This window comes from Leucobacter denitrificans, from assembly GCF_014396385.1.
Taxonomy (GTDB): Bacteria; Actinomycetota; Actinomycetes; order Actinomycetales; family Microbacteriaceae; genus Leucobacter; species Leucobacter denitrificans.
In genome coordinates this window covers 1,445,715-1,470,381 of sequence record NZ_CP060716.1, presented here as the reverse complement: position 1 = coordinate 1,470,381, position 24,667 = coordinate 1,445,715, and the positions used below count along the sequence as shown (strand labels likewise).

The following is a 24,667-nucleotide window of genomic DNA, read 5'->3' as shown; positions in this document are numbered from 1 at the left end:
TGACAAGTCGGGCAGGTAGATTAGCAGGGTGACGAGCGAAGCGAACAGGCACGCTGTGGGCGAGATTCCACATCTCCGCGCTGTGACGAGGCCCCTCAGTGAGCTTCCTCGACTCTTGTCGTACGCAGATCCGACAAACCCTATGTTCTGGAATCGCGATGATCGCGGTTGTGTTGGTGTCGGAGAAGTGTTGCGGCTTACGTTTTCTGGCGAGCAGCGATACCTCGAAGCCTCGCGCGCGTGGCGTGAGATAGCGGCACACGCCGAGATTGACGACCCGGTTGGTATGCCGGGTTCTGGCTTGCTCGCCTTCGGAACGTTCGCATTCGCTGATGACAGCTCGGTCGAGAGTGTGTTGATTGTGCCGAGAATCTTGGTGAACCGGCATCGCGGTACGGCGTGGATCACGGAAATTACCCGCGTTGATTCGAGCCAGGTTGCGGGGGAGAAGTCTGTGCCTGTGTTGCCCACGGCTACTGACCTCGGTGTGTGGCACGGTGTTGAATTGCATGCTGCAAGCGATTCGGTGGATCGAGCCACGGCCGGGAGTAAGGTCGACGACTACCTTGCGGGCGTTGTTGAGGCGACTCAGCGGATCGATGCTGGGGCAGTTGAGAAGGTTGTGCTTTCGAGGCAGATTGCGGGCGAGGTCAGCGCCGGAGCGGACCTGCGCGTTCCGCTCGATCGGTTGAGCGCGAAGTATCTTGATTGTTGGACCTTTGCGGTTGATGGACTTATCGGCGCGAGTCCCGAGACGCTCGTTCGTTCGACTGGTGGTGCGGTGTCGGCTCGGGTACTTGCGGGAACTCGCGGTCGCCACCCAGAGGATGCGGCACGAGATCGCGCCGCTCGTGATGAGTTGTTGCGCAGTGCGAAGGAACAGCACGAGCACGATTTTGCAGTTCAGAGCGTGGTGACGGCTCTCGCACCGCACGTTCGGGACATGCGCACGAGCGACGATCCGTTTGCGTTGCAGTTGCCAAATGTGTGGCATCTCGCTACCGACTTGGGGGCTTCGCTTGGTGCTGAGACAACGGCTCTTGAGCTTGTTGATGCGTTGCACCCAACGGCTGCGGTTGCGGGTACGCCCACGGCCGATGCGGTCGAGCTTATTGCAGAACTCGAACCGTTCGATCGCGGTCGATACTCGGGTGCCGTGGGGTGGATCGACGCCGACGGCGACGGCGAATGGGTCATTGCGCTGCGCTGTGCTCAAGTGACTGAAGCAGACGGTGGATCGGGGAGCCGAACCGTTGTTGCGACGGCTGGCGGCGGAATAGTCGCGGGTTCTGATCCTCAGCATGAGCTTGGTGAGACGGTGTCGAAGTTTCGCCCAATCACTGAGGCGTTCAGTTCGGGTTCTTAATACGTGATGTCGGCCGATGCGCTCTCAATGTATTCGCGCATTTGGTCGCCATGCTTGGCGAACTCGCCATCACCGCACACGGCGGTTGCGATCAAGGCAAAGTCGCCTTGCCGTAGCGCGTAAGTTGTTCCTTCGAGCCCGGGTGTTGATTCGGCTGAAAAACTTACCCGTGCAAAACCTAGTTGAGAGTAGAGCGCGCCGTCATTGATGATGGCGTTGAGCATGACCATCGCTTCAGGTGTCACGGTGAGCTCGGTATTAAAGGCTTCCTGTCCGAGTTCAGTTGCGTAGTCGAGCGCCACCTGTGCAGAGTCTGGTTCGGTATCGTCCCCTAACCCCATTGGTTGATGAAATTGGAGGATACATCGCGGTGACACTGTCGCCTGTACGATTCCCTCATCATTGAACTTTTCGTATGTCCAACCATCAGGCAAGTCCTTCGAAAAGTGCCACAGCAAGTCTGTTGGGGGTGATCCAGTTGTTAGCCTCGCGAGCACGTCGATTTCTTCTTGACTCATGAGCTCGTCTGACTGTTCGTCACTATTGAGTTTGTCGGTTCTCTCGGGTTTCTCGGCCCTCTCGGCTGGCTCGGTTTGTTGGTTCTTCTGTTTCGAGAGTTGGCCCAAATTTGCAGCAAGTGAGGTGCAGCCACTCAGCGCGAGACTTGCTAGCGCAATCGTAATGAGGGCGCCGATTGTCTTTGTCTTCTTCGATGCCAATGTTGTCTCTTTCAATTTGAAATGCTGATACTTGTTTTGAATCAGTTGGCCCCCGCAAGCCAGGGTGATGGCAATGCGTTCTGGAACTGCTGAGCTGTTGCTACTGATCGGATTGTTCGCGTCGCTCGATCTCGTCCTTGAACTCGTTGATACTTCCTGAGCTAATCTGTGACGCTCGAGAGGCAAGCAGTTCGCGTTTCATGTCGTCCTGCCAGCTCGTCGTCTTCACGCCCCGGGAGCAGGAGGATGCCACTTCTAGGGTCATCCCCTCCGAGGACGCTTGGAACGCGAGGGTTTCGCCGTACTCGTTATCAGCTCGGAAGTATGGCTGGGTGTCTGGTGCATACGTGCGAATGTCAGAGACAACCCACCCTTCGGATTTCCAGAAGTCTCGCACTTTTGCAGCCGCGGCAAGGGGGTCTTCCGCAGTCATGTTTTTCAGCGAAATCTCGATACGGCCCCCATTGCCTCCGCACCCTCCTGGAAATAGTGCGCTCAGAAGTAGTTCGCGGTCTTGGGGCCTATCTGTCGACCAAAACACATCGTGCCAGTAGCTGTCGTACCACCCTTCATCGACTTCGCTCGCGGCGACCGCGGCATCTAGTTGCTCGCCAACCCAAGTCCTTAGTTCCCTGAGTGATTTGCCTGTCGTTATCTTTGCCTCTGATACCAATGGAACCTCCTGCAAACAACCGGCAAGTGTCAACACTCCAAAGATTAGGATCGTCGCCTTGACCGCACTGGTGAGTATTCTTTTTCTTAATGGAGCCATGAGTATTCCGCCTTTTGCATTTCGACCAGCACACGAAACCCCAGCCCCGGGTAGAGTGTTTTCGGCTCGGCCTCTGTGATTACGAACGATTCCTCAAGTTCCGCGTCAATCATGCCCGTCGTGATGTGAGCCACCGTGTCTAGTGTTTGGGTACGACGGTCCATATAGCCATGACCCTCTGAGGCGGTCATGCCAATGGGACCAGGTCTCGAGCCTTCACCAATAGTGGAATGCCCGTCGGCTTTCAAGAGACCGCGCGATGGGTCGCCTTCAGATGAGAAGGAAAATGCGCCTCCGTATACCGGACTCAAATTCTCCAATCCAATTGCTGAGGCGTCGGGGTTCGGCTGACCCCTTCCGGCAAATCCTGCGCCCAGCGGGGCCAAATGATCACCGGAAGCGTGGGTCGTATAGATCGCTTTCTTTCCTGGCTCGGCATCTGCCACGTTGAGAACCTCGTATGACGGCACGATCTCGGTGTCCAACCCTGCAGAACCCAACATCGTGAAAGTGCTCACTGTGTACTTAACCTCAGTGAGTGCTATCGACGCGAGCGTCGTACCATATGAGTGCGCCAAAACATTGACCGTAGGCATTCCATTCCCACTCGTGCTGCGTGCGACGTGCAGGCCGTCGAGTTCCGCTGCAAAGCGCTTGGCGCCTATAGCTGCGTCTTCAGAACTGAGCACACCCAAGTCGCCCTCAAAGGGTGAATCAGGGGTGTCGTATCCGAGCCAGGCTATAACAGCAGTCGAACCGGTATATCCAGAGATATCACTCTGCGCGGCGTAAAGATTGCGACTTGCCTCATCCCACCCTTCGAGCGCGAGGTGTGCATCGCTAGCCATACCGGGGCCCTCGAGCGTCGTATCCGTTGCCGTATCGAGATCACCGTATCCAACAGCAGTCTTTGAAACTGGGCCGGTGAGGTCGAGTGCGACAAGCTGAATGGGTGGACGCGCCTCACCATATTTCAGCGTTTCCGATACCTCTCGGTTAAAGATCTCTTGTAGATCAGACAGCAGCTTCAGCTGATCCAGCGACAGCATGTGAGGATGCTCCCGATAGAACTCGAGCATGTTGCGGTTTGCGGTGTCGCGCACGGCATACGGCAGACCCGGGAGATTTCCGATGACCCAGGGCACCTCAGCAATGAGCGTCGCCTGCTCTTCCGCTGAAAGCCCTGCCCATGCGTTGGCGACAAGTTCAGGGGCGGGAGGATCATCCCACGCATTCGCGCCCGACTTCGAGCCAATCAGCTTCAATAGCAGCGGATGTGTCATCGCGATCTTGGCGTTCGCATACGACTTACCCCAAAGCTCGCCAGAAAGCGCCGTGGCGATGGTGAAACGCTGAGCCGTGGCACCAGCACTACTCACCGTCAGCAATTGACCGATGATGGTGTTCGACAGCGCACCTCTCAGCCAGTTCTCCACGTCTCGGCGGTCTTCGATGAGATTGGCCCACTTGGTCTGCAAACCTCGAATGTCTTCGAGTGCTACATGCCAGTGATGAGCGGCACCCAGCCACCTCGTCTCATAAAGGCTGCGTAATTGTGCGACGTTTGTGGGACGCTCTGCAGGGCCGACCCCTGTCCCATACACATCAGCCCACAACTGGGGCTCGGGCATGTTCTTCGGAACCTCCTCGTCCCACCGCGCTGGCACCGGGGCCAAGATGGCTTCTGCGATTTCTTCGACTTCCCAAGCTTGTACCTGAATCGTGGTTAAAGCAGTCTCTACATCGCGCACGACGTTCCTTGCATCGGTGTGAATTCTGTCGATTTCCGCAGCGTATGAATTGCACGCATTCCTTCCCTGCTCGGTAGATTGCTGTAGCGAGTTGGCACCAACACAGAGACGCCCATCGAGCTTCTCGCTGAGCTTCGTCACTGCCCGGCTTGACGTGTTTGTGAGAGCAAGGAGAGCACTTTGCACCTCACGCCTGTATTGCTGCGCATCTGCCTCAATGTTCTTGAGGTAGTCACTGATCTCGTCGATTTCCGCAGTAGAGCCGAGGATCGGAGTGCCCTTGAGCACATCTTTACCGTCTCTCGGCACGTATACGCTCAACGCTTACCCCCATGCAGGGCAAAGCCAGTGGGCAGTGACGCCGCAAGGCTACAGTCAACTGAGCCGCTCTCGTTCATGAGGGCTGCGAGCTGTTCGCACGAAGTCTTCGCGGCATCCCCGAGTGCTAAACGACCAGTCTGCACTCCTCGCAAGAACTCACGAATGTCGCCTCCGACACCAGTCAAACTCGAAATCGGTGAGTTCGGCACCGCCCGGTTGCCTGCAGACATGCAGCGAGTTGCACTCAGCATCATCGTGCCTGCAGACTCGAGCACCTCATCACGAATCTGTAGCTGGTCCGTCATGCTGACAGCGCAAAATTAGCGTGCAGAACGGGTACGGTAAGTCGTATCAACAGGAACTCCAATCACAATGCAGAGCCCCTGGTGCACACCATTTTTTGAACGTATCGCCCGCAATCGGGCAATGCATTGAAGCTAGCAGTCAGAGAACAATGACCGCAAACAATGCGCAATACGCCTGTGGATAACTATCGGGCGAGCGGAACTTCGACGATTGTTGGCCCGGTTACCGGCGCAGTGAATACTCGTTCAAGTTCCACGCGTGTTTCTGCGCGCTCGTAAGCCCAGCCATATGCGTGAGCGAGTGCTTCAAGATCAACCTGTTGAGGAGTCAGCATGACGCGGTCGAAAGTGTCGGTGGAGGCGCTCGCCGCAACCTCAAGCCCGTCGAAGATGGTGCCGCCGCCGTCGTTGCCCACGAGCAGTTGGATGCGGGGCGTCACTTCGGTGTCGGGCGGCAGCTGCAAAGAACCGACATCGTGCAGGAGCGCGATGTCACCAAGAATTACGCGTGTGGTTCCGGCGGCCTTCTTGGGGTCGGGATCCGCCTGGCTCGTCACGGCGATGCCGAGTGCTGTCGCGATCGTTCCATCGATTCCCGCGAGTCCACGGTTCGCGTGCACTGTGACCTTGCGAGCAGGCGCAATACCATCGAGCACCCGCACGAGCCGCGAGGCTGCGATGACGAGCCGGTCGTGGGGCCAAGTGCCGAGCCAGGCGCTCTCGACAAGCATCGCCCGGGTTACAGGCTCACGGCGAGCCGCCATTTCAGCGCGAGCGTATGCATTGCGCTCTTTGTACCCGGTCTCCCGCGCGGCCTCGAGGTCGGGCACGTGTGCCGAACTGCGCTCGCGTTGCAACTCTCGATCGGGGGCGACCCACGCGCCAAGCCACCGCCGGTGAGTGTGTGGATCGTGCCCATCCGCAACCCGTGCCGCCCGCACAACGCGCGCACCGCGAGAGGGCTGAACGTGGTCGGTGTCTGTGTGTGGATCCACCACGATCACCTCGACGTCATCGCGCTCGAGCAGCGACGGCACTTGGCGAGTGAGCGTCGGGTGCCCAAACACGATTGCCCGCTCAATAAGCCCACCCACCTCAGGATCAGCGATGAGCGACGCGTAGGCAGTGATGGCCTCGCGGCCGTAACGCGATCCACTCACGACTTCAGCGAGCAGGGGCAGCCCGGCCTCGCGCGCAAATTCCTCTGCTTCGGCTCCCGCACCTGCACCCGCGATGACCACGGTGAGCGCGTTGTCTCCGTGCACATACAGTGTCGGGTCGGTCTCATCGGGCGTTGCGTCATCGATGCTCGGCACGAGCAATGTCGGGTGGATCGCGCGCGCCTCAACGCCCTCTTCGCCCGCCACAGCGAAACCCTGCGCGATCATGTCGTCGAACCCGGCCGTGCCAGAGAGCGGCTCGCGGAACTGCAGATTGAGCTGCACGGGGCCTGCGGGAGCGCGGTGCAGTGCCCCGAGGGAGGCGCTCAGTGCCTGCGCTGCCAATTGACCCGGCTCAGTGAAGCTCGAACTGCCACTGGTAGCGGGCTCGCCCGTGGGGGCGGGTACATCGAGCGAGAGGCGGGCGATCTCGCTAAACATGCCGGCCTGCGTGGTGGTCTGATTACTGCGTCGACCGCGCAGCTCGACCGGCCGGTCAGCGGTCAGTGCGATAAACGGCACGCGACCTTCGTGTGCTTCGAATGCGGCCGGAACCAAGTTGGCGACTGCGGTGCCACTCGTCACGATTATCGGTGCCGGTCGCCCCGTTTCACGTGCAACACCCAACGCGAAGAAGGCGGCGGATCGCTCATCGATGCGCACATGCAGCCTGATAGCCCCCGCCTGTTCCGCAGCGGCGGCCGCAAGGGCGAGTGCTTGAGAACGCGAGCCCGGGCACACGACGAAGTCTGAGACGCCGCGACGAACAAACTCTGCGATCAGTTCAACGGCGAATATTGACGACGGTGCTGGGCCGGCGTTCACTAGTCGGTGCCCTGCCCCTTGCCGGGTTCTTTACCCGGATCTTCGCCAGGGAACACCTCGTCGTCGAGCTCTTTCAAGCGAGCTTCGAGGTCGCGCATATGGGTGTCGAGCTCTGCGTCAGACATGCGCGAACCCGAGAACCGAGGATCATCATCGGGGGCAGTGTGGCGGCGGTTCGCTTCAGCGGCGTCGCCCTTGCCGATAAATAGCCAGAGGAGGCCGCCGATGACGGGGAGCAGGACGATTATCACGATCCACACAGGCTTGCTCACCCCGCGAGCACGTGAGTGATCGGTCATCGCCGCGTCAACCAATGAATACAAGGTGAACGCGACGGCAACAACGACCCCAACAATCAAGATCCTGGCCATGCTCCTATGTTAGCGGTGGCGGCTCATTTGCTCCTGAGCGCTCTCACCCAGGCGGCGGCGGTAGACTCGCTACTTGTGAGTGAGCAACGTAAAGCATGGATTACCTACACCGTGTTGCGGTTACTGTTCTTTGCAGTTCCGTTTGCTGGGTTGTACGTTCTCGGGCTTTCGCTCGGATTCACGATGATGCTTTCTGGCATCGTCGCGGCTGTCATTGCCGCCCTTATTTCGGTCTCGCTCTCAATTCTGCTGCTGTCGAAACACCGCGAGAAGGCGTCCGAGAGTATTCATGACTGGCGCCATCGCGATCGCACCGCCGACGACATTGCGGAAGACTCCGCGCTCGACTCCTCGAACGAATAGGTCACGCTAGCCGCGACCGCTGAGCTCGCGGCGGGCTCTCAAGAAGTCTTTCACCGTGTACGCATGTTCACGCTCGCCGAAATCCTTGGCCTGAAGCCCACTAATGAGTGAACCCGCGTCGATTTCCAGTGCCGAGGCGATCCGCACGAGAGTTTCTGCCGTCGGACTCTGAGTGCCCCGCTCGATTTTTCCGATTGTCGTGAGGCTGACTTCGGCGAGTTCGCTGAGGTCGTCCATCGAAATTCCGAGTGCCCTGCGCGCATCACGAATACGCTCGCCGATAATGCGAGCTGCCGATGAATGAATGCCGGGCACCCTACTAGGGTTGTCACCCTGGCGTCTGAGCACCAGAAGGTAGACAACCAGGTAGAAATATGCTTGGTGAAAATGTGTACGATGTGGATCGTGCAGGGTTCACCCTGAGAGCCCGATCCACCACAGATTCAGGGTTAACCCTGATGTCGCCGAGTCTCCCGTCGAACTACACTTGAGCGAGTTCGACATCCACCCACAAGAAGGACGATCGCACGCCGTGAGTAGCTCGCCCACCCCCGAAACCACTGACGTTACCCCAGAAGACAAGCTCCGAATTCTGATTGGCTGCGACACATTTGCACCCGATGTAAACGGTGCTGCGCGGTTCGCCGAGCGGCTCGCTGCCGGTCTTGTGCAACGCGGCCATGACGTGCACATCATGGCGCCTTCGAAGCGGCATCGACTCTCCGGGGCCTTCGTCGAGACCATCGAGGGTGAGCAGATGACGGTTCACCGCATCCCGAGCTTCCGCTGGTACCCGCATGACTGGCTGCGCTTCGTGCTTCCGTGGCGGGCGAAGCCTTATGCGAGGCGAGTGCTCGACCTCGTGCAGCCTGATGTGTTGCATCTGCAATCGCATATCGTCATTGGGCGTGGCCTCGCGATCGAGGGCGCGAAGCGCAAGATCCGCATCGTTGCCACGAACCACGTCATGCCCGAGAACGTGCTCGACTTCACACTGTTGCCCGAGCGGGCGAAGCGCCTATTCGTGCGGTGGGGGTGGCGTCAGGCCGACTTGATACTGCGCAAGGCCGCAGCGGTCACCACGCCCACGCGTCGCGCCGCAGACTTTCTTGAGCGAAGCACGCATCGGCGCGGCGTGCTACCGGTGAGTTGTGGGCTTCGCGCCAGCGACTACACCGCGGTAGTTGGGGCGCGCGATGAGAACCGAATTGTGTTCGTCGGTCGCGTCACACTCGAGAAGGAGATCCACGTCATCTTGCACGCGATGACGAGGCTCGACCCGAAGCTCAACGTGTCGTTTACCGTTGTCGGTGACGGCGACCAGCGCAAGAATCTCGAGAAACTTGCGACCGAACTGGGACTCGCAGACCGCGTACACTTCACGGGCCGAGTGAGCGACGAGGAGCTACGGCGGCACCTCACAGAGGCCAGCATGTTTGTCATCGCGTCAATCGCTGAGTTGCAGTCGATCGCAACAATGGAAGCGATGGCCTCGGGCCTGCCCATCATCGCTGCCGATGCGATGGCGCTGCCACACCTGGTGCATCACGGAGAGAACGGGTTCTTGTTCCAAGCGAGCAATGACCGCGAACTGGCAGACGCAATGAACACGGTGTTTGAGATGTCGCCTGCTGAGTACGAAACGATGCAGCGCGCCTCGCTTGAAGCGGTGCAGGCGCACGACATCGATCGCACGCTCGACGTGTTCGAGGGCCTTTACCGAGGCGTGCCGAGCGCATAAACACATGCACATCCTTATTGTCACCGACCAGCACCCCGACTCGCTTGGGGGTGTGCAGGTGGCGTTGAGGCTGCAGCGGCGTGCGCTCGAGCTCGCTGGTCACACGGCCACCATCGCGGCCCCGCGCCTTCATCGCCGCGGTTACCAGGTCGCCGATGTGGGTCGCGAAGCGTACATCAACCTCCCTTCTTGGCCCATTACACGTGACCTCGAATACGGCGTCTCTTGGCCAGGGAGGAAGACTGACCGGGCCTTTGCGCGCGCACTCAATGCTCGTGTCGCCGCCGGTGCGCCTCCGGTCGACCTCGTGCATATTCAGGGGGACTTCTGGGGGGCAATGATTGGGCTTCGTGCGGCGAGAGGCCTTGGTCTGCCCGTGGTCTTCACGATGCACAACAATGTTGACGAGGGAACCCGCGCCGTGACGCCTCTCGCGCCTCTCGCATTTGCTGGCCTGCGGGTGTGGCGCAGGATGGCGGTGGGTAAGACAAGGCGTGCCGCAGAAACTCATATGCGGCGCCCGAGCGGAGCGTGGCGTTATCTCGCAGACCTCACCCAGGTCGCTGAGCTTGTCACGGCTCCGTCGCAGCACTTCGCTGACCAACTGGTGCTCCACGGCGTTGCTTCACACGTTGAGGTAACACCGGGCGGGGTAGACGACGAACTGATCGAGCAGACACGTCGCAACGAACGTTCACCGAGAGAGCGGCCGCGCCTCGTCTGGCTTGGGCGCATGAGCCATGAGAAACGCGTGCTCGAGTTCGTCTCAGCATTCAGTGAGGCAGATGTTGAGGCCGACGTTGTGCTCTACGGTGCCGGGCTGTTGCTTGAGAAAGTTCGGCGGCGAATCGCCGAGTTGGGGCTGGGCGAGCGAGTGCGGATCGAGGCGCCCGTTTCTTACCCTGAGGCGCTCGCCGCGATGCGCGATGCCGATGCGCTCGTGCAGACCTCGGTCGGGTTCGAGACGCAGGGGCTTACTCCGTTTGAAGCTGCGGCTCTCGGAACCCCCACGATTTTTTGCGATCCAAATATCGCGAGTGATGTGGGTGTCTCGCCTTCGTGGCTCGCACCAGATGCGAGTGTCGCTGCGCTCGCGCAGACGATTCGCGCCGCAGTGTCAGAGCTAGCGGCTGCGCCTGGGCAACTCAGGGTTTCTCAGGCCGAAGGCTCGACCATGCTGCAATCAAGCAAGACCGCGGCGATGGTGAAGCTGTACGAAAGCGTACTTAGTCAGCGGAACTAGAAGCGCCAGACAACTGCTTGGAAGCCGGCGGGCGGGCTTGGTGTCCAGCTGTCGTTCGCACCGACGAGCCCCGATCCACCGGGATTGTTCGACTCAATAATAGAGAGCGTCCCGTCTTCGTTCACGCCGGTAACAAGTACGGTGTGTACGCCCGAAACCCAGGAAGTGGGGAAGGCGAGGTTCTCGTACTGAATGATGTCTCCGCGCTGAACGTCTGACAGTGGGAGGCGAAGGGCGCCGTTGTAGTTCGAAACGGGGTCGCCGCCGCCCGTCCATGCGCCGCCACCAGCCTGGATCCACCGTTGAGCGGAGACGATGCACTCGCCGGGCTGACCCCAACCGGTCGCGCGGCTGGTGCCGACCTCTGCGGTCGCGGCGGCAATGGTGGCTTCGACATCAAAATTGTGGCTGGCATTTGCGGCCTCGCTGAGCTCGAGTACTGAGCTGATTGCGGGCAACGATGTTGGATCGCCGAGCGTGTTGAGGGACTGCGCCTCAACGGTGACTGCGGGTGATGACGCCGCAACAGGAGACATATCGATCGTCTCAGAAGCTACGGCAGGGGCAACGCCAAATGAAAAAGTAACGAGCGCCACAAGACTGACCACAAACGGCTTCGCGGGTGATGGCACTAACTTAACTCCAAATAAATAATCCACATATGCACATTTAACGAAATGGCAACCTCACTAGTATGCGTTATGGTTCTGTTACATTTCAAATCCGGGCAGGAAGTTCACAGGAAGTTGCGCCGATTGCGAGTCGGTCAAATGTGCGCCGTGAACGCGCTAGACTTGTCGGCGTTGACTGAGCGCGCTCGGTTAATAAGGAGGATTCGCCTAGCGGCCTATGGCGCACGCCTGGAACGCGTGTTGGGTTCACGCCCTCAGGGGTTCAAATCCCCTATCCTCCGCCAAAATAGCCCCTGACCTGGGATTTTATGCCATGGTCAGGGGCTATTTCTATTTTTTTAGCTTAAGAGTCATCGAGACTGATCCGAGATTCCAGACACAGTTCGACAACAATACGGCGCTGTTCCAGACCTTATATGGAGCCGGGTAGATACTCTGGCTACTGTCGGGACTTCGGAACACGTTACGCTCGCTTCGAGGTTTCAATGTTGTAAACCACCCTCTTATCTAGGAGAAATCGATGAAGATTCGCTACGCGCTTCCTGCGCTCGCTGCTGCTGCAGCGCTCGTTCTCACTGGCTGCGTGAACAACGCCGAGACCGAAGGCGGCGGTTCAAACGACGCGCCCGAGGCTGCAGCTTCGATCCAGCCAGATGATGCCGCAGTTGCGCTGCTGCCAGCGGATGTGAAGGATTCGGGAGTACTCACCATTGGCACCGATGCCGAGTACCCACCGAACGAGTACAAGGACGCAGATGGCAACCCCACTGGTTGGGGCGTTGAGCTCGCTGAGGCTGTGTCAGCGAAGCTCGGTCTCGAACCCGAGTGGGAGATCCTTGGCTTCGACAGCATCATCCCTCGCATTCAAGAGGGTGCCCTGAACATGGGTTCTTCCTCATTCACCGACACCGTTGAGCGTCAGAAGTCGGTTGATTTCGTGAACTTCCTCAATGCCGGTAGCCAGTGGGCTGGCCAGATTGGGTCTGATGTGGATCCTGACAATGCGTGCGGCCTCACGATCGCAGTTCAGGCAACCACGGTTCAGGACACGGACGAGCTTCCTGCCAAGAACCAGGCCTGCATCGACGCAGGCGAGCCTGAGATCGAGGTGCTGCGCTTCGACGGTCAGCCAGAGGTAACTCAGGCAGTTGTTGATGGCCGCGCAGACGCATTCTCGGCTGACTCACCGGTCACCGGCGACGCAGTGACCCAGCTCAGCGACCAGCTCGAGCTCGTTGGCGATCTCTTCGACGCAGCGCCATACGGCTTCGCTACCCAGCAGGACAGCGATATGACCAAGGCGGTTCAGGCGGCACTCCAGTCGCTGATGGACGATGGCACCTACCTCGACATCCTGACTCGCGCAGGTATTGAGTCGGGCGCTCTCGACACCGCAACAATCAACGCTGGCCAGAACTAACCAGCAAGGTGTGTGGTTTGACCGGTGCGGGTGTTCGCATCTGCGCCGGTCAAACTGCGTGCTCTCTCACAGCTCTTGGGGGCTGCACGATGAACAGTGAGAAGTAGGAAGAGATTCCCATGACAGACAATCAGTACGGGAGCGGGGGATCCGGGGGCAATGTCGCCACCGATCACGCGAAGCCCGAGGCAATTCAGGCGATCCGCCTACGACACAACGGGCGTACCGTGTTCGCGGTCGTGCTCATCATTCTCGCGGGTCTCTTCATCTACGACGCGGCGTTCAACCGGCCCGTCTACAACTGGGGCGTAGTCGGGCAGTATCTCTTCGACGAGCGCATCGTTACGGGTGCTTGGTACACGCTGCAGCTCACCGTCTACTCAATGATCATTGCGATCATTCTCGGTGTAACCATGGCGGTCATGCGGCTCTCACCGAACCCGGTCGTTGCTGCGGTGGCATGGGTGTTCCTCTGGTTGTTCCGAGGCACACCGGTGTATGTGCAGCTCGTCTTCTGGGGCCTGGTCCCGACGATCTACAAGACCATCGAGCTTGGCATTCCGTTCACGGAAGCGCTTTTGTCGATTGACACGAAAGATCTATTCACGTACTTTACGCTCGCGGTGATTGGCCTTGCGCTCAACGAGGCCGCATACATGGCCGAGATTGTTCGCGCGGGTCTGCTCGCCGTCGATAAGGGGCAAGACGAGGCCGCGATTGCACTTGGTCTTGGCTGGTGGCACACGATGACTCGTGTGATTTTGCCGCAGGCGATGCGCGTCATCATTCCGCCAACTGGCAACGAGGTTATTTCAATGCTGAAAACAACCTCACTCGTGACGGCAGTGCCGTTCACGCTCGATCTCTATGGTCGAGCCCGCGACATTTCGGCTGTGACGTATCAGCCAGTGCCGATGCTCATCGTCGCTTCGATCTGGTACTTGACCGTCACTTCAATACTAATGGTTGGTCAGTACTACCTCGAGAAGCACTTCGCAAAGGGCGTATCCCAGCGACCAGATGTAATGAAGCCATCGGTTGAAACTTCTACGGTCACTGTCGTCGGTGAGACGCATCCGACCTATCCAAGCAAGGCCGGGGCGAGAATATCGTTCCCCCACACGAACGACCCGGAGGCGGCGGAGCATGAGCGACGAACAAACCCCAATGGTGAAGGCCGAAGCGGTCTCAAAGTCGTTTGGCTCAAACGAAGTGCTCAAGTCGATCTCACTTGAGGTGAAGCGCGGCGAGGTGCTGTGCCTTGTCGGGCCTTCTGGCTCTGGCAAGTCAACGTTCTTGCGCTGCATTAATCACCTTGAGACGATCAACGCAGGCAGGCTCTGGGTTGATGGCGAGCTTGTCGGGTACCGCCAGAGTGGCGACAAGATCTACGAGATGCATCCGAAGGAAGCGGCGAAGCAGCGCCGCGACATCGGCATGGTGTTTCAGCGCTTCAACCTCTTCCCGCACAAGACTGCGCTCGAAAACGTGATGATGGCACCGACCCTCTTGAAGAAGGGGTCGAAGGCGTCCCTCCAGACGCGGGCAATGGAGTTGCTCGCGCGCGTGGGGCTTGCCGAGCGCCATGACTACTACCCGGCGCACCTTTCGGGTGGGCAGCAGCAGCGTGTCGCAATTGCTCGCGCCCTTGCGATGGAGCCGAAGCTCATGCTTTTTGACGAGCCGACAAGTGCGCTCGACCCCGAGCTCGTAGGCGAGGTGCTCGATGTCATGAAGGGCCTCGCCGAGAGCGGCATGACGATGATCGTCGTGACGCACGAGATGGGGTTCGCCCGCGAGGTTGCCGACGAGCTGGTCTTCATGGATGGCGGCGTCGTCGTAGAGTCGGGCGATCCAGTCGAGGTGCTCACGAACCCGCAGCGCGAGCGCACGAAGGCGTTCCTCTCGAAGGTGCTGTAAGGGCTCGGAGTGAGCTAGGAGTTTACTCCGAGGTCGCGCTTAATCTTTGTCGTGGAGACGCCCTCGGTGCGATCGAGGTAAACGACGTCGCAGTACTCGGTGAGAATCTCGAACCTGGGATCGCCTTCCCAGTCGCCACCCATGACGACGGTGTCGATCTCGTACTTCTTGACGTCGTTGATCTTCTGATCCCACGCCTCTTCGGGAATGACGAGGTCGACGTAGCGAACAGCCTCGAGCATGTTTTTGCGGGTCTCGAAGTCGTGATAGGTCTTCTTGCCTTTGCCCGCGTTGAATTCCTCGGTCGAAGCGGCGACAACGAGGTAGTCGCCTAGGCTCTTTGCGCGCTTGAGCAACCGAATGTGGCCCCAGTGTAGAAGGTCAAAGGTGCCGTAGGTGAGTATGCGCTTCATGTCGCCCATCTTATGTGCACCCTGGCTGAAGATCCGGTTGAGGCGTATCGTGTGAAGCAATAGGTGTGTTTGAAGGGAGTGCGGAAATGTCTAACGATGTGAAGAAGAGCCAGCACGATCATGAGTCGGATCCGGCCCACACGCCAGGGGACGGGTGGGTTGATGAGGGCGGTGCCTCGCACTTGGGGCCAGCGACGCACACCACCAAGTCTGACCCTGACGAGGTCGCAGGCGAGCACAACGCCGATGTGTCACGCGCAAAACATGCCGACACCGAAAGCGCCTCGGCGAGCGAATCAGCTGAGTAACACCACGGTGGTGTGGATCGGGCAGCGGCTAGGCTGAGCGCATGTCTGAATACCGACACATCGTGCGCAAATGGGTGAAGCCCGAAGACCTTAACCAGCATGGTTCACTTTTTGGTGGTCGCTTGCTCGCCTGGATCGACGAGGATGCGGCAATCATCGCGATGGCTCAGCTCGGTACAAAGCAGATTGTGACGCGGTTTATCTCAGAGGTGAACTTCATGGCGCGCGCTGAGCGCGGCGATCTGCTCGAACTCGAGTTTTCAATTGCGCGCTTTGGTACGACCTCGATCGTGCTGAGTTGCAATGTAGAGAACGCGATTACTGGCGACGCAGTGCTGCAGCTCGAGCGCATCGTGTTCGTTTCGGTCGACGAGAGTGGTGAGCCGGTCGCTCACGGTCAGTCAGAACCGACGCGCGGAACCGAACGGTTGCGCGAATAACGCTGAAATCCCCTATTTCGCCACGCGAGATGGCAACATTGGAGAAAGCGGTGCATCGCGAAGTGACGAATTAGGGGAGCTTTTATGGTCGACACCACCACAACGACGTCTACTCCAAAGCAAGATGCGGGCGAGGGCTCGCGCGTTCTCTTCGGGGTCGGCGGTCTCATCGCAGTCATCCTCGGTCTCTTCGTGCTCTTCGCACCCAAGGCGACCGCTGGCGCGGCACTATTGCTCATCGCAGCGCTCATCGGCATTTACGCGGTCGTCACCGGCCTCGTGTACTTTGGCACCGCGTTCCGCTCGAAATCCATCAGCGCGTGGTCGCGAGTCGGGTACATTCTGCTTGGCATCCTGTACGTCATCGGTGGCGTGATCATCATGTCGAACCTGCTGTTCTCAGGGGTCGTCACCGCTCTGCTTTTCTCGATCATGATCGGCGTCACCTGGATCTTCGAGGGCGTACTTTCATTCGTCACCGCCTCGAAGTCCGAGAGCAAAGTCTGGAGCATCATCTACGGCATCATCTCGCTGCTCGCTGGCGGCGCACTCATCTTCTCGCCACTCATGGGCGCGATCACGCTCTGGTGGCTGCTCGGCATCGGGATGCTGGTGCTCGGCATCACGCAGATTATTCGCGCGTTCCGTTCGCGCTAAGCCGGCGAGTTGTATTCGCAGGGTGTGGATCGGCGGAGCTGTCAAAGGCGCAGCCGATCCACACCGCTATGAGCGACCCGACTCGAGCAGCTCGGCGGTAATTGGGTCGTCACCCAACACGAGCGAAATGTACTTGCGCAGAATGACCTGCGAGAGTGAACCCTTGTCGAACTCCGCGGCGACGAAGCGGTCGGTCGTGATGAGCGCGAGCGCCGACTTCGCTGGCATGACCGCTCCCTTGACCTCTTCGCCGCGCACCGCGGGTGAGATCGATCGCAACTCCGCCATCGACGTGAAGATCGGTAACACGAGTTGCCCGTTCGTCGAGCGGATCGTGCGCACCCGAGCGCCCTTCTTTTTCGAGGTTGCTCCCGTCACATCAACGACGAGGTAGCCCTCTCGGAGTGACATGAGAAAAGCGGCGAGGTGCGCGTAGTCAGGGGTGGAGAGCAGCGCCTCGAGTGCCGAGCGAACGGCGACATTCTCGTAATTCTCGTCAACGCCCTCGGGTAGATCCACAGACTTCGCCATACCCCTAGCCTACGGTGCGAGGGCTAGTCGCCGATGCCTCTGGCCGCGAGGGCCTCGCCTGTCAGGTGCGCCTGCGAGACAGTTCGCAGCACGAGTGGTATTGACCGTGCCCGGGGGCTACGCTCGAGGCCGCGTGCGCGCGCCGCGTCGAGGGTTTCGCGCGCAAGCTCTTGAATCCCTGGAATCATGCGGATCGCAAGCGAGAACGTGAGCGCCACACGCTCTGTGTTCACCCCGAAGCGCTGAAACGGTCGCAACGCGCACTCGATCGTGTCGAGCATCTCGGTCGCCTTCGTGCTGGCGGTCACTGCGCTCGCCGCAAGGATCAGCGCGAAGAGGTCGCCGACGACCTCGTAGCCGCGCAGCCAACCGGCGCTCCACGCCTGAAAAGCGAAGAGGGGAATTGCAATGAGTGAGAAGCCCCGGGCGACGCGCCAGAAATCTCGCCCCCGCAGCCCCGCGACGAGTGCGAGCGCGATCGAAAAGCAGAGCGCTGCGGTGGTCCAGATCCACCCACCGGTCGCGATGACTGCGATCGCAAGCACAAAGAGGCCGAGCAGTTTGAGACCGGGCCTGAGTCGGTGCAGTGGGCCCTGCCTTGTGATGTACGCACCGAGCGGAGAGGTGATCATTGCGTCACGCTCGCGCGGTAGTGGGCGATCGCTTCGGCGGGGTCGCCGTCGAAGATGATGGATCCGTCGGCGACGACGAGGGTGCGGTCTGCCCGAGCCGCAAGCTCGAGATCGTGCGTGACAACGATGACCTGCTGCGCGAGCGACATGAGCAGGTCTCCGATGCGCATGCTGTTGTGCAGGTCGAGCAGAGTGGTTGGTTCGTCGGCGACGAGGGTAGCGGGGGAGGTCGAGAGTACTGTCGCGATGGCGAGCAACTGCTTCTGGCCACCTGAGAGCGTATGCACGCTCCGCTCGGCGAGCGCCTCAAGGCCGAACCTTTCGAGAGCAGCTATCGCCGCGGTCCGACGGTCCCGGGGGTACTTGTGTGTGCGCCGCAGCGATAGTTCTACGTCTTCGATGACCGTCGGCATGATGAGTTGTGCAGCTGGGTCGGTGAAGACGAAGCCAACCGCTTTGCGCACCTCTGCTCCGTCTCGGACGGTGTAGAGATCGTTGATTCGCACACTGCCAGTGGTTGGCTCTATCAACCCATTGATGAGCCTCGCGAGCGTCGACTTGCCTGATCCATTCGCGCCCACGATCGACACCCGAGGCTCAGTGAGCGTGAGGGTGATAGGTCGCAGAATCTCGGTGCCGTCGGGGGCGACGACTGCGGCACTGTCGAACGAAATCACGCGCTGATCGTATCGCGCCTAGCGCTCGCAGACCTGGTCGGAAGGAGTGCGGGAAACGCGCGGTGCACGGAGGTCGCGACAATCCCCATGAGAATGTTCTTGATGATGTCGCCCGGGATAAAGGTGAGGTCAAACAGGAACGCTTGACCGATGGTCATGTCTGCGCGCCACGCGAGCCCCAGGGCACCCAGCGGGTGAATGAAGATGAGGCTCGAGATGAAACCCGCGACGAAGATGAGCGGAATGCTCGTTGCCACGCGCTTCCGCGGGAGCCGCTCCACGATGAAACCTGTGAGGCAGGCAGCAAACGGAAACGCGACGAGGTATCCGACCGTTGGGCCTGCAAATGGCGCGAGCCCTGCGGCACCGCCCGAGAATACCGGGAGGCCGATAGCGCCGACCGCGAGATAGAGCAGCACGGCGAGGAAGCCTCGGCGAGCACCGAGCACCGCGCCCGCGAGCATCACACCGAAGGTTTGCAGAGTAATTGGAACGAGGCCGCCGACCGGAATTGCGGGAAGGAGCGCGCACGCCGCGATGAGCGCGGCAAAGCTCGCAATGAGCGCAAGGTCGGTCGCGGGTCGCCTGCGGGGGCGGGTGCCCTCTGGGTCGGTGGTGATCTGTGCGGCGGTCATTGCGGCTCCTTGTACCTGAACGGTGTTCTGTTGAACAGTGTTCAGGTTACGATAGGCTTGGCAAATGCGCAACACGAGAGCAGACGTCGTTTTAGCGGCCCTGCGCGTGCTGCAGGCCCAGGGCCTCGAAGGGTGCTCGATGCGGCGAGTTGCCGCCGAGCTCGAGGTGCAGCCGAGCGCGCTGTACCATCACGTGCCCAACAAGCAGCACCTGCTCGCTCTCATGGCCGATGAGATTGTGGATCCGGTAACCGCGGCCGAATCGCGAGACCCACGCCTGCTCTGCATCGAGCTGCGTGACGCAATGCTTGCGGTGCGCGACGGCGCCGATGTCGTCGCCACGGCAACGGCCTTCAGGCTTGGTTCGTCAGAGATCGAAGAGCGGATCGCTGAGCTCGTCGGCTCGGACGGTGCACGCACGCTCCTGCTGTACACCTTCGGTCATGCCCAGTCGACCCAAACGCATCGACAGGCCGAGGCGTTTGGCGCGCTGATTGATCCACCGGCTGGTCGGCACCGAGATGACAGCGAGGCCGAGCCTGCTGCCATGTCTAGCGACCTCGATTCGTCGTTCGAGCGTGGCCTCGACATCATTCTCAAGGGCCTCGCGTGAGCGGGTTCGAAAGCCTCGACCGTCGGTACACTCGCGGCGAGGTTGTCATGGCATACACCGAGGTGCGCGGCGAGGGCGCAGAGACCTTCGTGATGCTGCACGGCATTGGCATGGGGCGCATCGTGTTTGCTGATGTAAACGATGTGCTCGCGAGCGCGGGGCGGGTGATCGCGGTGGATCTCCCGGGCTTTGGCGACTCACCCGAGCCGGGAAGTGCAGCAACTCTCGAGGAAACCGCCGAGGTTCTTGCAGAGTTCATTCGTGACGAGACCTACCAGCAGGTTGTGCTTGTAGGGCATTCGATGGGTACTCAAATTGCTGCCGAGATTGCATGCAAGCACCCAGAACTTGTTCGCGCGCTCGTGCTCATCGCGCCGACAGTCAACAGACGAGAGCGCACGGCGCTTAAGCAGGCAGCACGAATGATGCAGGACCTAGTCGGTGAAGGGCCAAAGGTACTGTTGCTCGGGCTGTGGGAGTATCTGAAAACGAGTCCGATCTGGTTCGTGAATAAGCTGAAATTCATGCTTGAGCACCGGCTCGAGGCGATCTGTGCGAAGATCGCTGCCCCCACGCTGGTGCTTCGCGGCGAGACTGATCGAGTGTGCCCGAGAAACTGGGTTTCTGAGATCGCAGATGCGATTCCGAACAGCGAGATGTCAGAGATCGAAGACCGCGGTCATGAGGCAATTATCAAGAGCCCCGAACCGGTCGCGTCAATGATCCTTGAGTTTCTCCGCTCGCGCGGGTTGCTGCGTAACTAGAAGAGGGTGTTCACGTCTTCCATGCCGCGCATTGCGTCGTAGTCGAGCACGAGGCAGCGGATCCCGCGATCCTCGGCGAGAGTGCGCGCCTGCGGCTTGATCTCCTGGGCCGCAAACACGCCCTGCACGGGCGCGAGCTTCGGGTCACGGTTCATGAGTTCGAGGTACCTCGTGAGTTGCTCTACGCCGTCGATGCCTCCGCGGCGTTTGATCTCCACTGCGATCGACACACCCTCAGAGTCCTTCGCGAGAATATCGACCGGGCCAATCGCTGTCATGTATTCGCGACGCACGAGCGAATGGCCGTCGCCCAGCAGGTCGATTTGATCTGCGAGCAGCTCTTGCAAGTGAGCCTCGACCCCGTCTTTGATCAGGCCCGGATCCACACCGAGATCGTGCGACGAGTCGTGCATGATCTCGAACAGTGAAACGATGAGCTTGTCAGCGGTCTTCTTGTGCGTCACCTGCCACTGCTCGACGAGCCCGGCCTCGCGCTGCTCGTCGTCAAGCTCGAGTGTCTCGTGCGAGCAAGGTGGGCTCATCCAGTTGAGCGGCTTGTACGATCCACCGTCTGAGTGCACGAGAATGCTGCCATCGCCCTTGAGCATGAGCACCCGCTTAGCGCGCGGAAGGTGGGCCGAAAGGCGGCCCGCATAATCAACGGAACAGTCTGCAACCACGATTCTCACCGTGACAGTCTATGCGGCCTCAACCGAGTACTCGAACCCTTCGATTATTTTGCGTTCACCACCCGGTTAGGCGCCGTTTTCGAACTGGCAAGTTGGGTCTGGTGTTCTAAACGGGGTTCTCACTGTTCCCAACTCTCTACACTCACGCTTGGAGTTCCATGTCTCGTATGCAACGAGGAATGGCAACAGCAGTAATCAGCGCCGTCGGCGCCTCCCTGCTGCTCGCCGCCCCCACCGCTGCTGTCGCCGCCGACGAAATCGGCAACCACGTCAATGAAGTTGTCTTGAACGGAGGTGTATCTGACGAGGGTGGCGACACCGGCACCGCCGGCACGACCTCCGACATCGTGCTGAACGAGATCATCTACGACAAGTCATCGGGCCTACCGTCTGGTCTCGACCAAGTTGAGATTTACAACCGCGGCAGCGAAACCGTCTCGCTCGCGGGCTGGTGGATCTACGACGACAAGCTCGACGAGCGCACAGCGATGCCGCTCGGTGACGTTTCGCTCGCGCCGGGCGAGTACTTCGTGTTCATTGAAGACACCCACTTCGACTTCGGTCTCGGAAAGGGCGATCAGGTCACGCTGTTCAACCCAGCCGGTACCGCGGTCGATACCTATGCTTACGAGGCAACCGCCCCGCTTGGCACGTGGGCGCGCTGCGTCGACGGCAGCGGCGAGTGGGCACACGCCACGTTGCCGACGCCTGGCGAAGCCAACATATGCGCGCCGCTGCCCGTGCCGGGCTCGGTCGTGCTCAACGAGGTCGATTCGCAGCCGGCCGACTGGGTGGAGCTGTACAACCCGGGCACCGAGCCATTCGACATCTCGGGCTACGAGCTGCGTGACAACGCCGACGACACCGACCACCGGTGGGCCTTCCCCGACGGCACCGTCATTCCCGGCGGCGAGCTGCTGCTCGTTGAGCAGGGCGACATCGGCATCACCGAAGGGGTCGAAACAGGGTTCGGCGTGTTCGGCATCGGCAGCGCCGATGAGATCCGCCTCTTCGACGCATCTGGCGCACTCATCGACCGCACGGGCGCGTGGACGAGTCACGCCGCCATCGACGGCGATTTCGCCGCGGCCTCCTACGCCCGCTGCATCGACGGCGAGGGTTCATTCGAGCTCGCGTTCGCGACGCCTGGCGCACTGAACAATTGCGTGCCACCGACGATCGCTATCAATGAGATCGATTCGCAGGGTGCGCCGGACTGGGCAGAAATCGTCAACACCGGCACCGAGCCGATCGACATCTCGGGCTGGACCCTCATGGACAACGATCCGGCAGGTCATGCCACAGACGTCATTCCGCTTACAGAGGGCACTATCCTCCAGCCCGGTGAGTACTTCGTGTTCAACGGCACGAGCCACTTCACCTTCGGTCTCGGCAATGGCGACACCGTCACCATTCGTAACGCGCAGGGCCTGACCGTCGCGGAGCACGCGTATCCGAATCACGCAGAGGGTTTCTGGGCTCGCTGTGAGGACGGAACCGGTGACTTCGCCGACGTCTCAGTCGGCACTCCCGGTATGCGCAACGCCTGCGGTAACCCCGTGCGCATCAACGAGGTCGAGTCGTCGGGTGGTACACTCGGTGACTGGATCGAGCTGTACAACCCGACCTCATCCGCGCTCGATGTTGGCGGCATCGTTGTGAAGGATAACGACGATACCCACGAGTACACGATCCCGGTTGGCACCACCGTTCCGGCATCTGGCTATCTCGTGCTCGAAGAGGCCGACTTCGATTTCGGCCTAGGTGGCGGCGATTCAGTGCGCTTGTTTGACGGCGACCAGCTCGTCGACTCGACCACTTGGCCTGCCGATCACGCCGATCCAACCTGGGGGCGCTGCCCCACTGGTACCGGCCCGTTCGCTGCCACAGCTGAGTCGACTAAGGGTGAACCGAATGTCTGCGTTGGCGAGATCGCGGTCTCGACCTGGCCCGGCTCGCCCGACGTGCGCGTGCTCGATCAGACCCCGACGTTCCTCGAAGATAGTTCGGGACTCGACGTGCAGGAGACCGCCGACGGCACGTTCCTCTGGCTCGTTGATAATGGCACCGGGCGCATCTGGAAGTTCGAGGCCTCCGCTGACGGCTCCGTGACCCCCGCCGAAGGCTGGGCTGACGGCAAGCGCGTGAGGTACCAGCGCGACGCTGGCAACGCGGGCGCCGCAGGCCCCGACTCGGAGGGCATCACGGTTGACGGCGCAGGCAGCGTGTACGTTGTCGCCGAGCGCGATAACAGCGCAAAGGGCGTCAACCAGAACACGATCCTTATGGTGAACCCGAATGAGGACGCTTCAGACCTCTTCGCGGTGGCCGAATGGGACATCACCGATTTGCTGCCGCTCGTTGGTGCAAACCTCGGTGCCGAGGCAATTGAGTGGATCTCGGACGATGCACTTGCTGGCAAGCTATGGGACGACAACACCAATGCGCCGTATGTGCCAGGTGATTACGCGGGCAACGGGCTGTTCTTCGTGGCCGTTGAAGACGGTGGTGGCGTGTTCGCATTCGCGCTCGGCAATGGTGGATCGGCGACCCTCGTCGCATCACTCGATCCGGGCCTGCCCGGCGTCATGGGTCTCGACTACGACATCGCCCTCGGCGTGCTGTGGGCTATGTGTGACGACGGTTGCGCAGGCAAGACCGCACAGCTGACCCTCAATGGCACCGATACACCTGAAGTCGCGCACTTCGCGGCTCCAGCTGGCCTCCCGAACATCAACAACGAAGGCTTCGCCACGGCTCCGGCGTCGCTCGCAATTGACGGTCAGCGCCCAGTGTGGTGGTTCGCCGATGGCTTCACATCTCAGGCACTGCGTGTGGGAACGCTCCCGGGTGGGCAGTCCTCCGGTGGCGACGGCGGTTCTGGCGACGGCGGTTCCGATGGTGACGGCGGTTCGGATGGCGGCGGTTCCGATGGTGGCGGTGGATCCGGCGTCGGCGGCTCGAATCCCGGCACAGTGACCCCGCTGCCTGGCACCTCGCTGACTGACAGCAACCGCGGCGGCGCGGTCGGATCCACCGACTTTGCCAACCCGGGTGACAGCATCACGATCACGGTCGGTGCCCAGCATGCTGGCACGCAGGTCGAGGCGTGGATGTACTCAACGCCGGTGAAGATCGGCGCAGGCACGCTGAACTCTGCCGGGGCGATCACTGTGACGATCCCGAATGATGCCACTGCGGGCAATCACCGCATCGCGGTCTACGCGCTCGATGGCACCCTGCTCGGGTGGACCGACGTTCGGGTAGGAGCGCTCGCCGCGACGGGTGCCGAGGCTTCGGCTGCCGCGCTCGCGCTGGGAGCCGTGCTCCTCCTCGGCGGCGCGTTCTTGGTGACCGTTCGCCGTAAGGCGGGGCAGACCCAGGCATAGCCCTCGATAC

General features: G+C 60.5%; 27 protein-coding genes and 1 tRNA gene. 14 read left to right on the top strand and 14 right to left on the bottom strand.

The genetic code is table 11. The annotated features are described in order from the left end of the window. Positions 1 to 28 precede the first annotated feature (28 nt). Positions 29 to 1,366: an isochorismate synthase gene (locus tag H9L06_RS07080; protein ID WP_246454293.1), complete on the top strand. Its 1,338-nt coding sequence runs from the start codon at positions 29 to 31 to the stop codon at positions 1,364 to 1,366. On the opposite strand, the gene H9L06_RS07075 is transcribed toward H9L06_RS07080, so the two are convergent. From H9L06_RS07075 to H9L06_RS07050, 6 genes are all read right to left on the bottom strand, one after another. Continuing rightward, positions 1,363 to 1,884, bottom strand: coding sequence for a hypothetical protein (locus H9L06_RS07075; RefSeq protein ID WP_187554542.1), 522 nt, complete (start codon positions 1,882 to 1,884; stop codon positions 1,363 to 1,365). The genes H9L06_RS07080 and H9L06_RS07075 overlap by 4 nt on opposite strands. Before the next feature lie 301 nt (positions 1,885 to 2,185). After that, positions 2,186 to 2,857 carry a hypothetical protein gene (locus tag H9L06_RS07070; protein WP_187554541.1) on the bottom strand — a complete coding sequence of 224 codons (672 nt, stop codon included), beginning with the start codon at positions 2,855 to 2,857 and terminating at the stop codon, positions 2,186 to 2,188. Beyond that, positions 2,845 to 4,929: an alpha/beta hydrolase gene (locus tag H9L06_RS07065; protein WP_187554540.1), complete on the bottom strand. Its 2,085-nt coding sequence runs from the start codon at positions 4,927 to 4,929 to the stop codon at positions 2,845 to 2,847. The genes H9L06_RS07070 and H9L06_RS07065 overlap by 13 nt, the downstream gene beginning before the upstream one ends. Then, positions 4,926 to 5,234 carry a hypothetical protein gene (locus H9L06_RS07060; protein ID WP_187554539.1) on the bottom strand — a complete coding sequence of 103 codons (309 nt, stop codon included), beginning with the start codon at positions 5,232 to 5,234 and terminating at the stop codon, positions 4,926 to 4,928. Before H9L06_RS07060 ends, H9L06_RS07065 begins: the two co-directional genes overlap by 4 nt. Before the next feature lie 185 nt (positions 5,235 to 5,419). Beyond that, positions 5,420 to 7,219, bottom strand: a complete 1,800-nt coding sequence (gene menD / locus H9L06_RS07055; RefSeq protein ID WP_246454291.1) for a 2-succinyl-5-enolpyruvyl-6-hydroxy-3-cyclohexene-1-carboxylic-acid synthase — start codon at positions 7,217 to 7,219, stop codon at positions 5,420 to 5,422. Then, positions 7,219 to 7,590, bottom strand: coding sequence for a PLD nuclease N-terminal domain-containing protein (locus H9L06_RS07050; RefSeq protein ID WP_187554538.1), 372 nt, complete (start codon positions 7,588 to 7,590; stop codon positions 7,219 to 7,221). Before H9L06_RS07050 ends, menD begins: the two co-directional genes overlap by 1 nt. Before the next feature lie 75 nt (positions 7,591 to 7,665). Here H9L06_RS07050 and H9L06_RS07045 point away from each other — a divergent pair, with 75 nt between their 5' ends. After that, entirely contained in the window at positions 7,666 to 7,953 is a 288-nt protein-coding gene (locus tag H9L06_RS07045; RefSeq protein ID WP_187554537.1) for a DUF4229 domain-containing protein, read from the top strand. Positions 7,954 to 7,959: 6 nt separating this feature from the next. Here H9L06_RS07045 and H9L06_RS07040 read toward each other — a convergent pair whose 3' ends face one another. Then, positions 7,960 to 8,268, bottom strand: a complete 309-nt coding sequence (locus H9L06_RS07040) for a helix-turn-helix domain-containing protein (RefSeq protein WP_187554536.1) — start codon at positions 8,266 to 8,268, stop codon at positions 7,960 to 7,962. Between the two features lie 217 nt (positions 8,269 to 8,485). On the opposite strand from H9L06_RS07040, the gene H9L06_RS07035 reads away from it, so the two are divergent. Together H9L06_RS07035 and H9L06_RS07030 are read left to right on the top strand one after the other, a co-directional pair. Then, the gene (locus H9L06_RS07035; RefSeq protein ID WP_246454289.1) at positions 8,486 to 9,694 is read left to right on the top strand and encodes a glycosyltransferase; all 1,209 of its coding nucleotides are present in this window, start codon (positions 8,486 to 8,488) and stop codon (positions 9,692 to 9,694) included. Positions 9,695 to 9,698: 4 nt separating this feature from the next. Continuing rightward, a complete protein-coding gene (locus H9L06_RS07030) occupies positions 9,699 to 10,937 on the top strand; it encodes a glycosyltransferase (protein WP_187554535.1) in 1,239 nt (412 codons plus the stop codon). On the opposite strand, the gene H9L06_RS07025 is transcribed toward H9L06_RS07030, so the two are convergent. Next, positions 10,934 to 11,569: a lipase gene (locus tag H9L06_RS07025; protein ID WP_187554534.1), complete on the bottom strand. Its 636-nt coding sequence runs from the start codon at positions 11,567 to 11,569 to the stop codon at positions 10,934 to 10,936. The genes H9L06_RS07030 and H9L06_RS07025 overlap by 4 nt on opposite strands. 196 nt (positions 11,570 to 11,765) lie before the next feature. On the opposite strand from H9L06_RS07025, the gene H9L06_RS07020 reads away from it, so the two are divergent. The 4 genes from H9L06_RS07020 (at position 11,766) to H9L06_RS07005 (ending at position 14,909) form a co-directional block, all read left to right on the top strand. Continuing rightward, positions 11,766 to 11,853 (top strand) — tRNA-Ser (locus H9L06_RS07020). A gap of 236 nt (positions 11,854 to 12,089) precedes the next feature. After that, positions 12,090 to 12,989, top strand: coding sequence for an ABC transporter substrate-binding protein (locus H9L06_RS07015; RefSeq protein ID WP_187554533.1), 900 nt, complete (start codon positions 12,090 to 12,092; stop codon positions 12,987 to 12,989). A gap of 119 nt (positions 12,990 to 13,108) precedes the next feature. Next, positions 13,109 to 14,224: an amino acid ABC transporter permease gene (locus H9L06_RS07010; RefSeq protein ID WP_246454288.1), complete on the top strand. Its 1,116-nt coding sequence runs from the start codon at positions 13,109 to 13,111 to the stop codon at positions 14,222 to 14,224. Beyond that, positions 14,136 to 14,909, top strand: a complete 774-nt coding sequence (locus tag H9L06_RS07005) for an amino acid ABC transporter ATP-binding protein (RefSeq protein WP_281381484.1) — start codon at positions 14,136 to 14,138, stop codon at positions 14,907 to 14,909. The genes H9L06_RS07010 and H9L06_RS07005 overlap by 89 nt, the downstream gene beginning before the upstream one ends. Positions 14,910 to 14,923: 14 nt before the next feature. Here H9L06_RS07005 and tagD read toward each other — a convergent pair whose 3' ends face one another. Beyond that, the gene (tagD, locus tag H9L06_RS07000) at positions 14,924 to 15,322 is read right to left on the bottom strand and encodes a glycerol-3-phosphate cytidylyltransferase (RefSeq protein WP_187554532.1); all 399 of its coding nucleotides are present in this window, start codon (positions 15,320 to 15,322) and stop codon (positions 14,924 to 14,926) included. Between the two features lie 86 nt (positions 15,323 to 15,408). Between tagD and H9L06_RS06995 the strand changes: the two genes are divergently transcribed. The 3 genes from H9L06_RS06995 to H9L06_RS06985 all read left to right on the top strand — a co-directional run bounded on the left by H9L06_RS06995 (position 15,409) and on the right by H9L06_RS06985 (position 16,727). Further along, positions 15,409 to 15,630 (top strand): hypothetical protein, encoded by a 222-nt coding sequence (locus H9L06_RS06995; RefSeq protein WP_187554531.1) that lies wholly within the window; start codon positions 15,409 to 15,411, stop codon positions 15,628 to 15,630. Positions 15,631 to 15,671: 41 nt separating this feature from the next. Beyond that, on the top strand, positions 15,672 to 16,070 hold the full coding sequence (locus H9L06_RS06990; protein ID WP_187554530.1) for an acyl-CoA thioesterase: 399 nt from the start codon (positions 15,672 to 15,674) through the stop codon (positions 16,068 to 16,070). Between the two features lie 84 nt (positions 16,071 to 16,154). Next, a complete protein-coding gene (locus H9L06_RS06985; RefSeq protein ID WP_187554529.1) occupies positions 16,155 to 16,727 on the top strand; it encodes an HdeD family acid-resistance protein in 573 nt (190 codons plus the stop codon). A 66-nt stretch (positions 16,728 to 16,793) separates the two neighbouring features. Here H9L06_RS06985 and H9L06_RS06980 read toward each other — a convergent pair whose 3' ends face one another. Genes H9L06_RS06980 through H9L06_RS06965 form a run of 4 tightly spaced genes read right to left on the bottom strand, consistent with a single transcriptional unit; the run spans position 16,794 to position 19,202 of the window. Next, on the bottom strand, positions 16,794 to 17,258 hold the full coding sequence (locus H9L06_RS06980) for an SseB family protein (RefSeq protein ID WP_187554528.1): 465 nt from the start codon (positions 17,256 to 17,258) through the stop codon (positions 16,794 to 16,796). A gap of 23 nt (positions 17,259 to 17,281) precedes the next feature. Further along, entirely contained in the window at positions 17,282 to 17,890 is a 609-nt protein-coding gene (locus H9L06_RS06975) for an energy-coupling factor transporter transmembrane component T family protein (RefSeq protein WP_187554527.1), read from the bottom strand. Next, on the bottom strand, positions 17,887 to 18,567 hold the full coding sequence (locus tag H9L06_RS06970) for an energy-coupling factor ABC transporter ATP-binding protein (RefSeq protein WP_187554526.1): 681 nt from the start codon (positions 18,565 to 18,567) through the stop codon (positions 17,887 to 17,889). Before H9L06_RS06970 ends, H9L06_RS06975 begins: the two co-directional genes overlap by 4 nt. After that, entirely contained in the window at positions 18,564 to 19,202 is a 639-nt protein-coding gene (locus H9L06_RS06965; protein WP_187554525.1) for a biotin transporter BioY, read from the bottom strand. The genes H9L06_RS06970 and H9L06_RS06965 overlap by 4 nt, the downstream gene beginning before the upstream one ends. Positions 19,203 to 19,266: 64 nt before the next feature. Here H9L06_RS06965 and H9L06_RS06960 point away from each other — a divergent pair, with 64 nt between their 5' ends. Next, entirely contained in the window at positions 19,267 to 19,815 is a 549-nt protein-coding gene (locus H9L06_RS06960; protein ID WP_187554524.1) for a TetR/AcrR family transcriptional regulator, read from the top strand. Beyond that, complete coding sequence (locus H9L06_RS06955; protein ID WP_246454286.1) at positions 19,812 to 20,579, top strand: alpha/beta fold hydrolase; 768 nt, start codon at positions 19,812 to 19,814, stop codon at positions 20,577 to 20,579. Before H9L06_RS06960 ends, H9L06_RS06955 begins: the two co-directional genes overlap by 4 nt. Here the strand turns inward: H9L06_RS06955 and nucS are convergent. Then, positions 20,576 to 21,268: an endonuclease NucS gene (nucS, locus tag H9L06_RS06950; protein WP_187554523.1), complete on the bottom strand. Its 693-nt coding sequence runs from the start codon at positions 21,266 to 21,268 to the stop codon at positions 20,576 to 20,578. The two genes, H9L06_RS06955 and nucS, sit on opposite strands and share 4 nt — an antisense overlap. Positions 21,269 to 21,447: 179 nt before the next feature. On the opposite strand from nucS, the gene H9L06_RS06945 reads away from it, so the two are divergent. Beyond that, the gene (locus H9L06_RS06945) at positions 21,448 to 24,657 is read left to right on the top strand and encodes a lamin tail domain-containing protein (RefSeq protein WP_246454285.1); all 3,210 of its coding nucleotides are present in this window, start codon (positions 21,448 to 21,450) and stop codon (positions 24,655 to 24,657) included. Positions 24,658 to 24,667 lie beyond the last annotated feature (10 nt).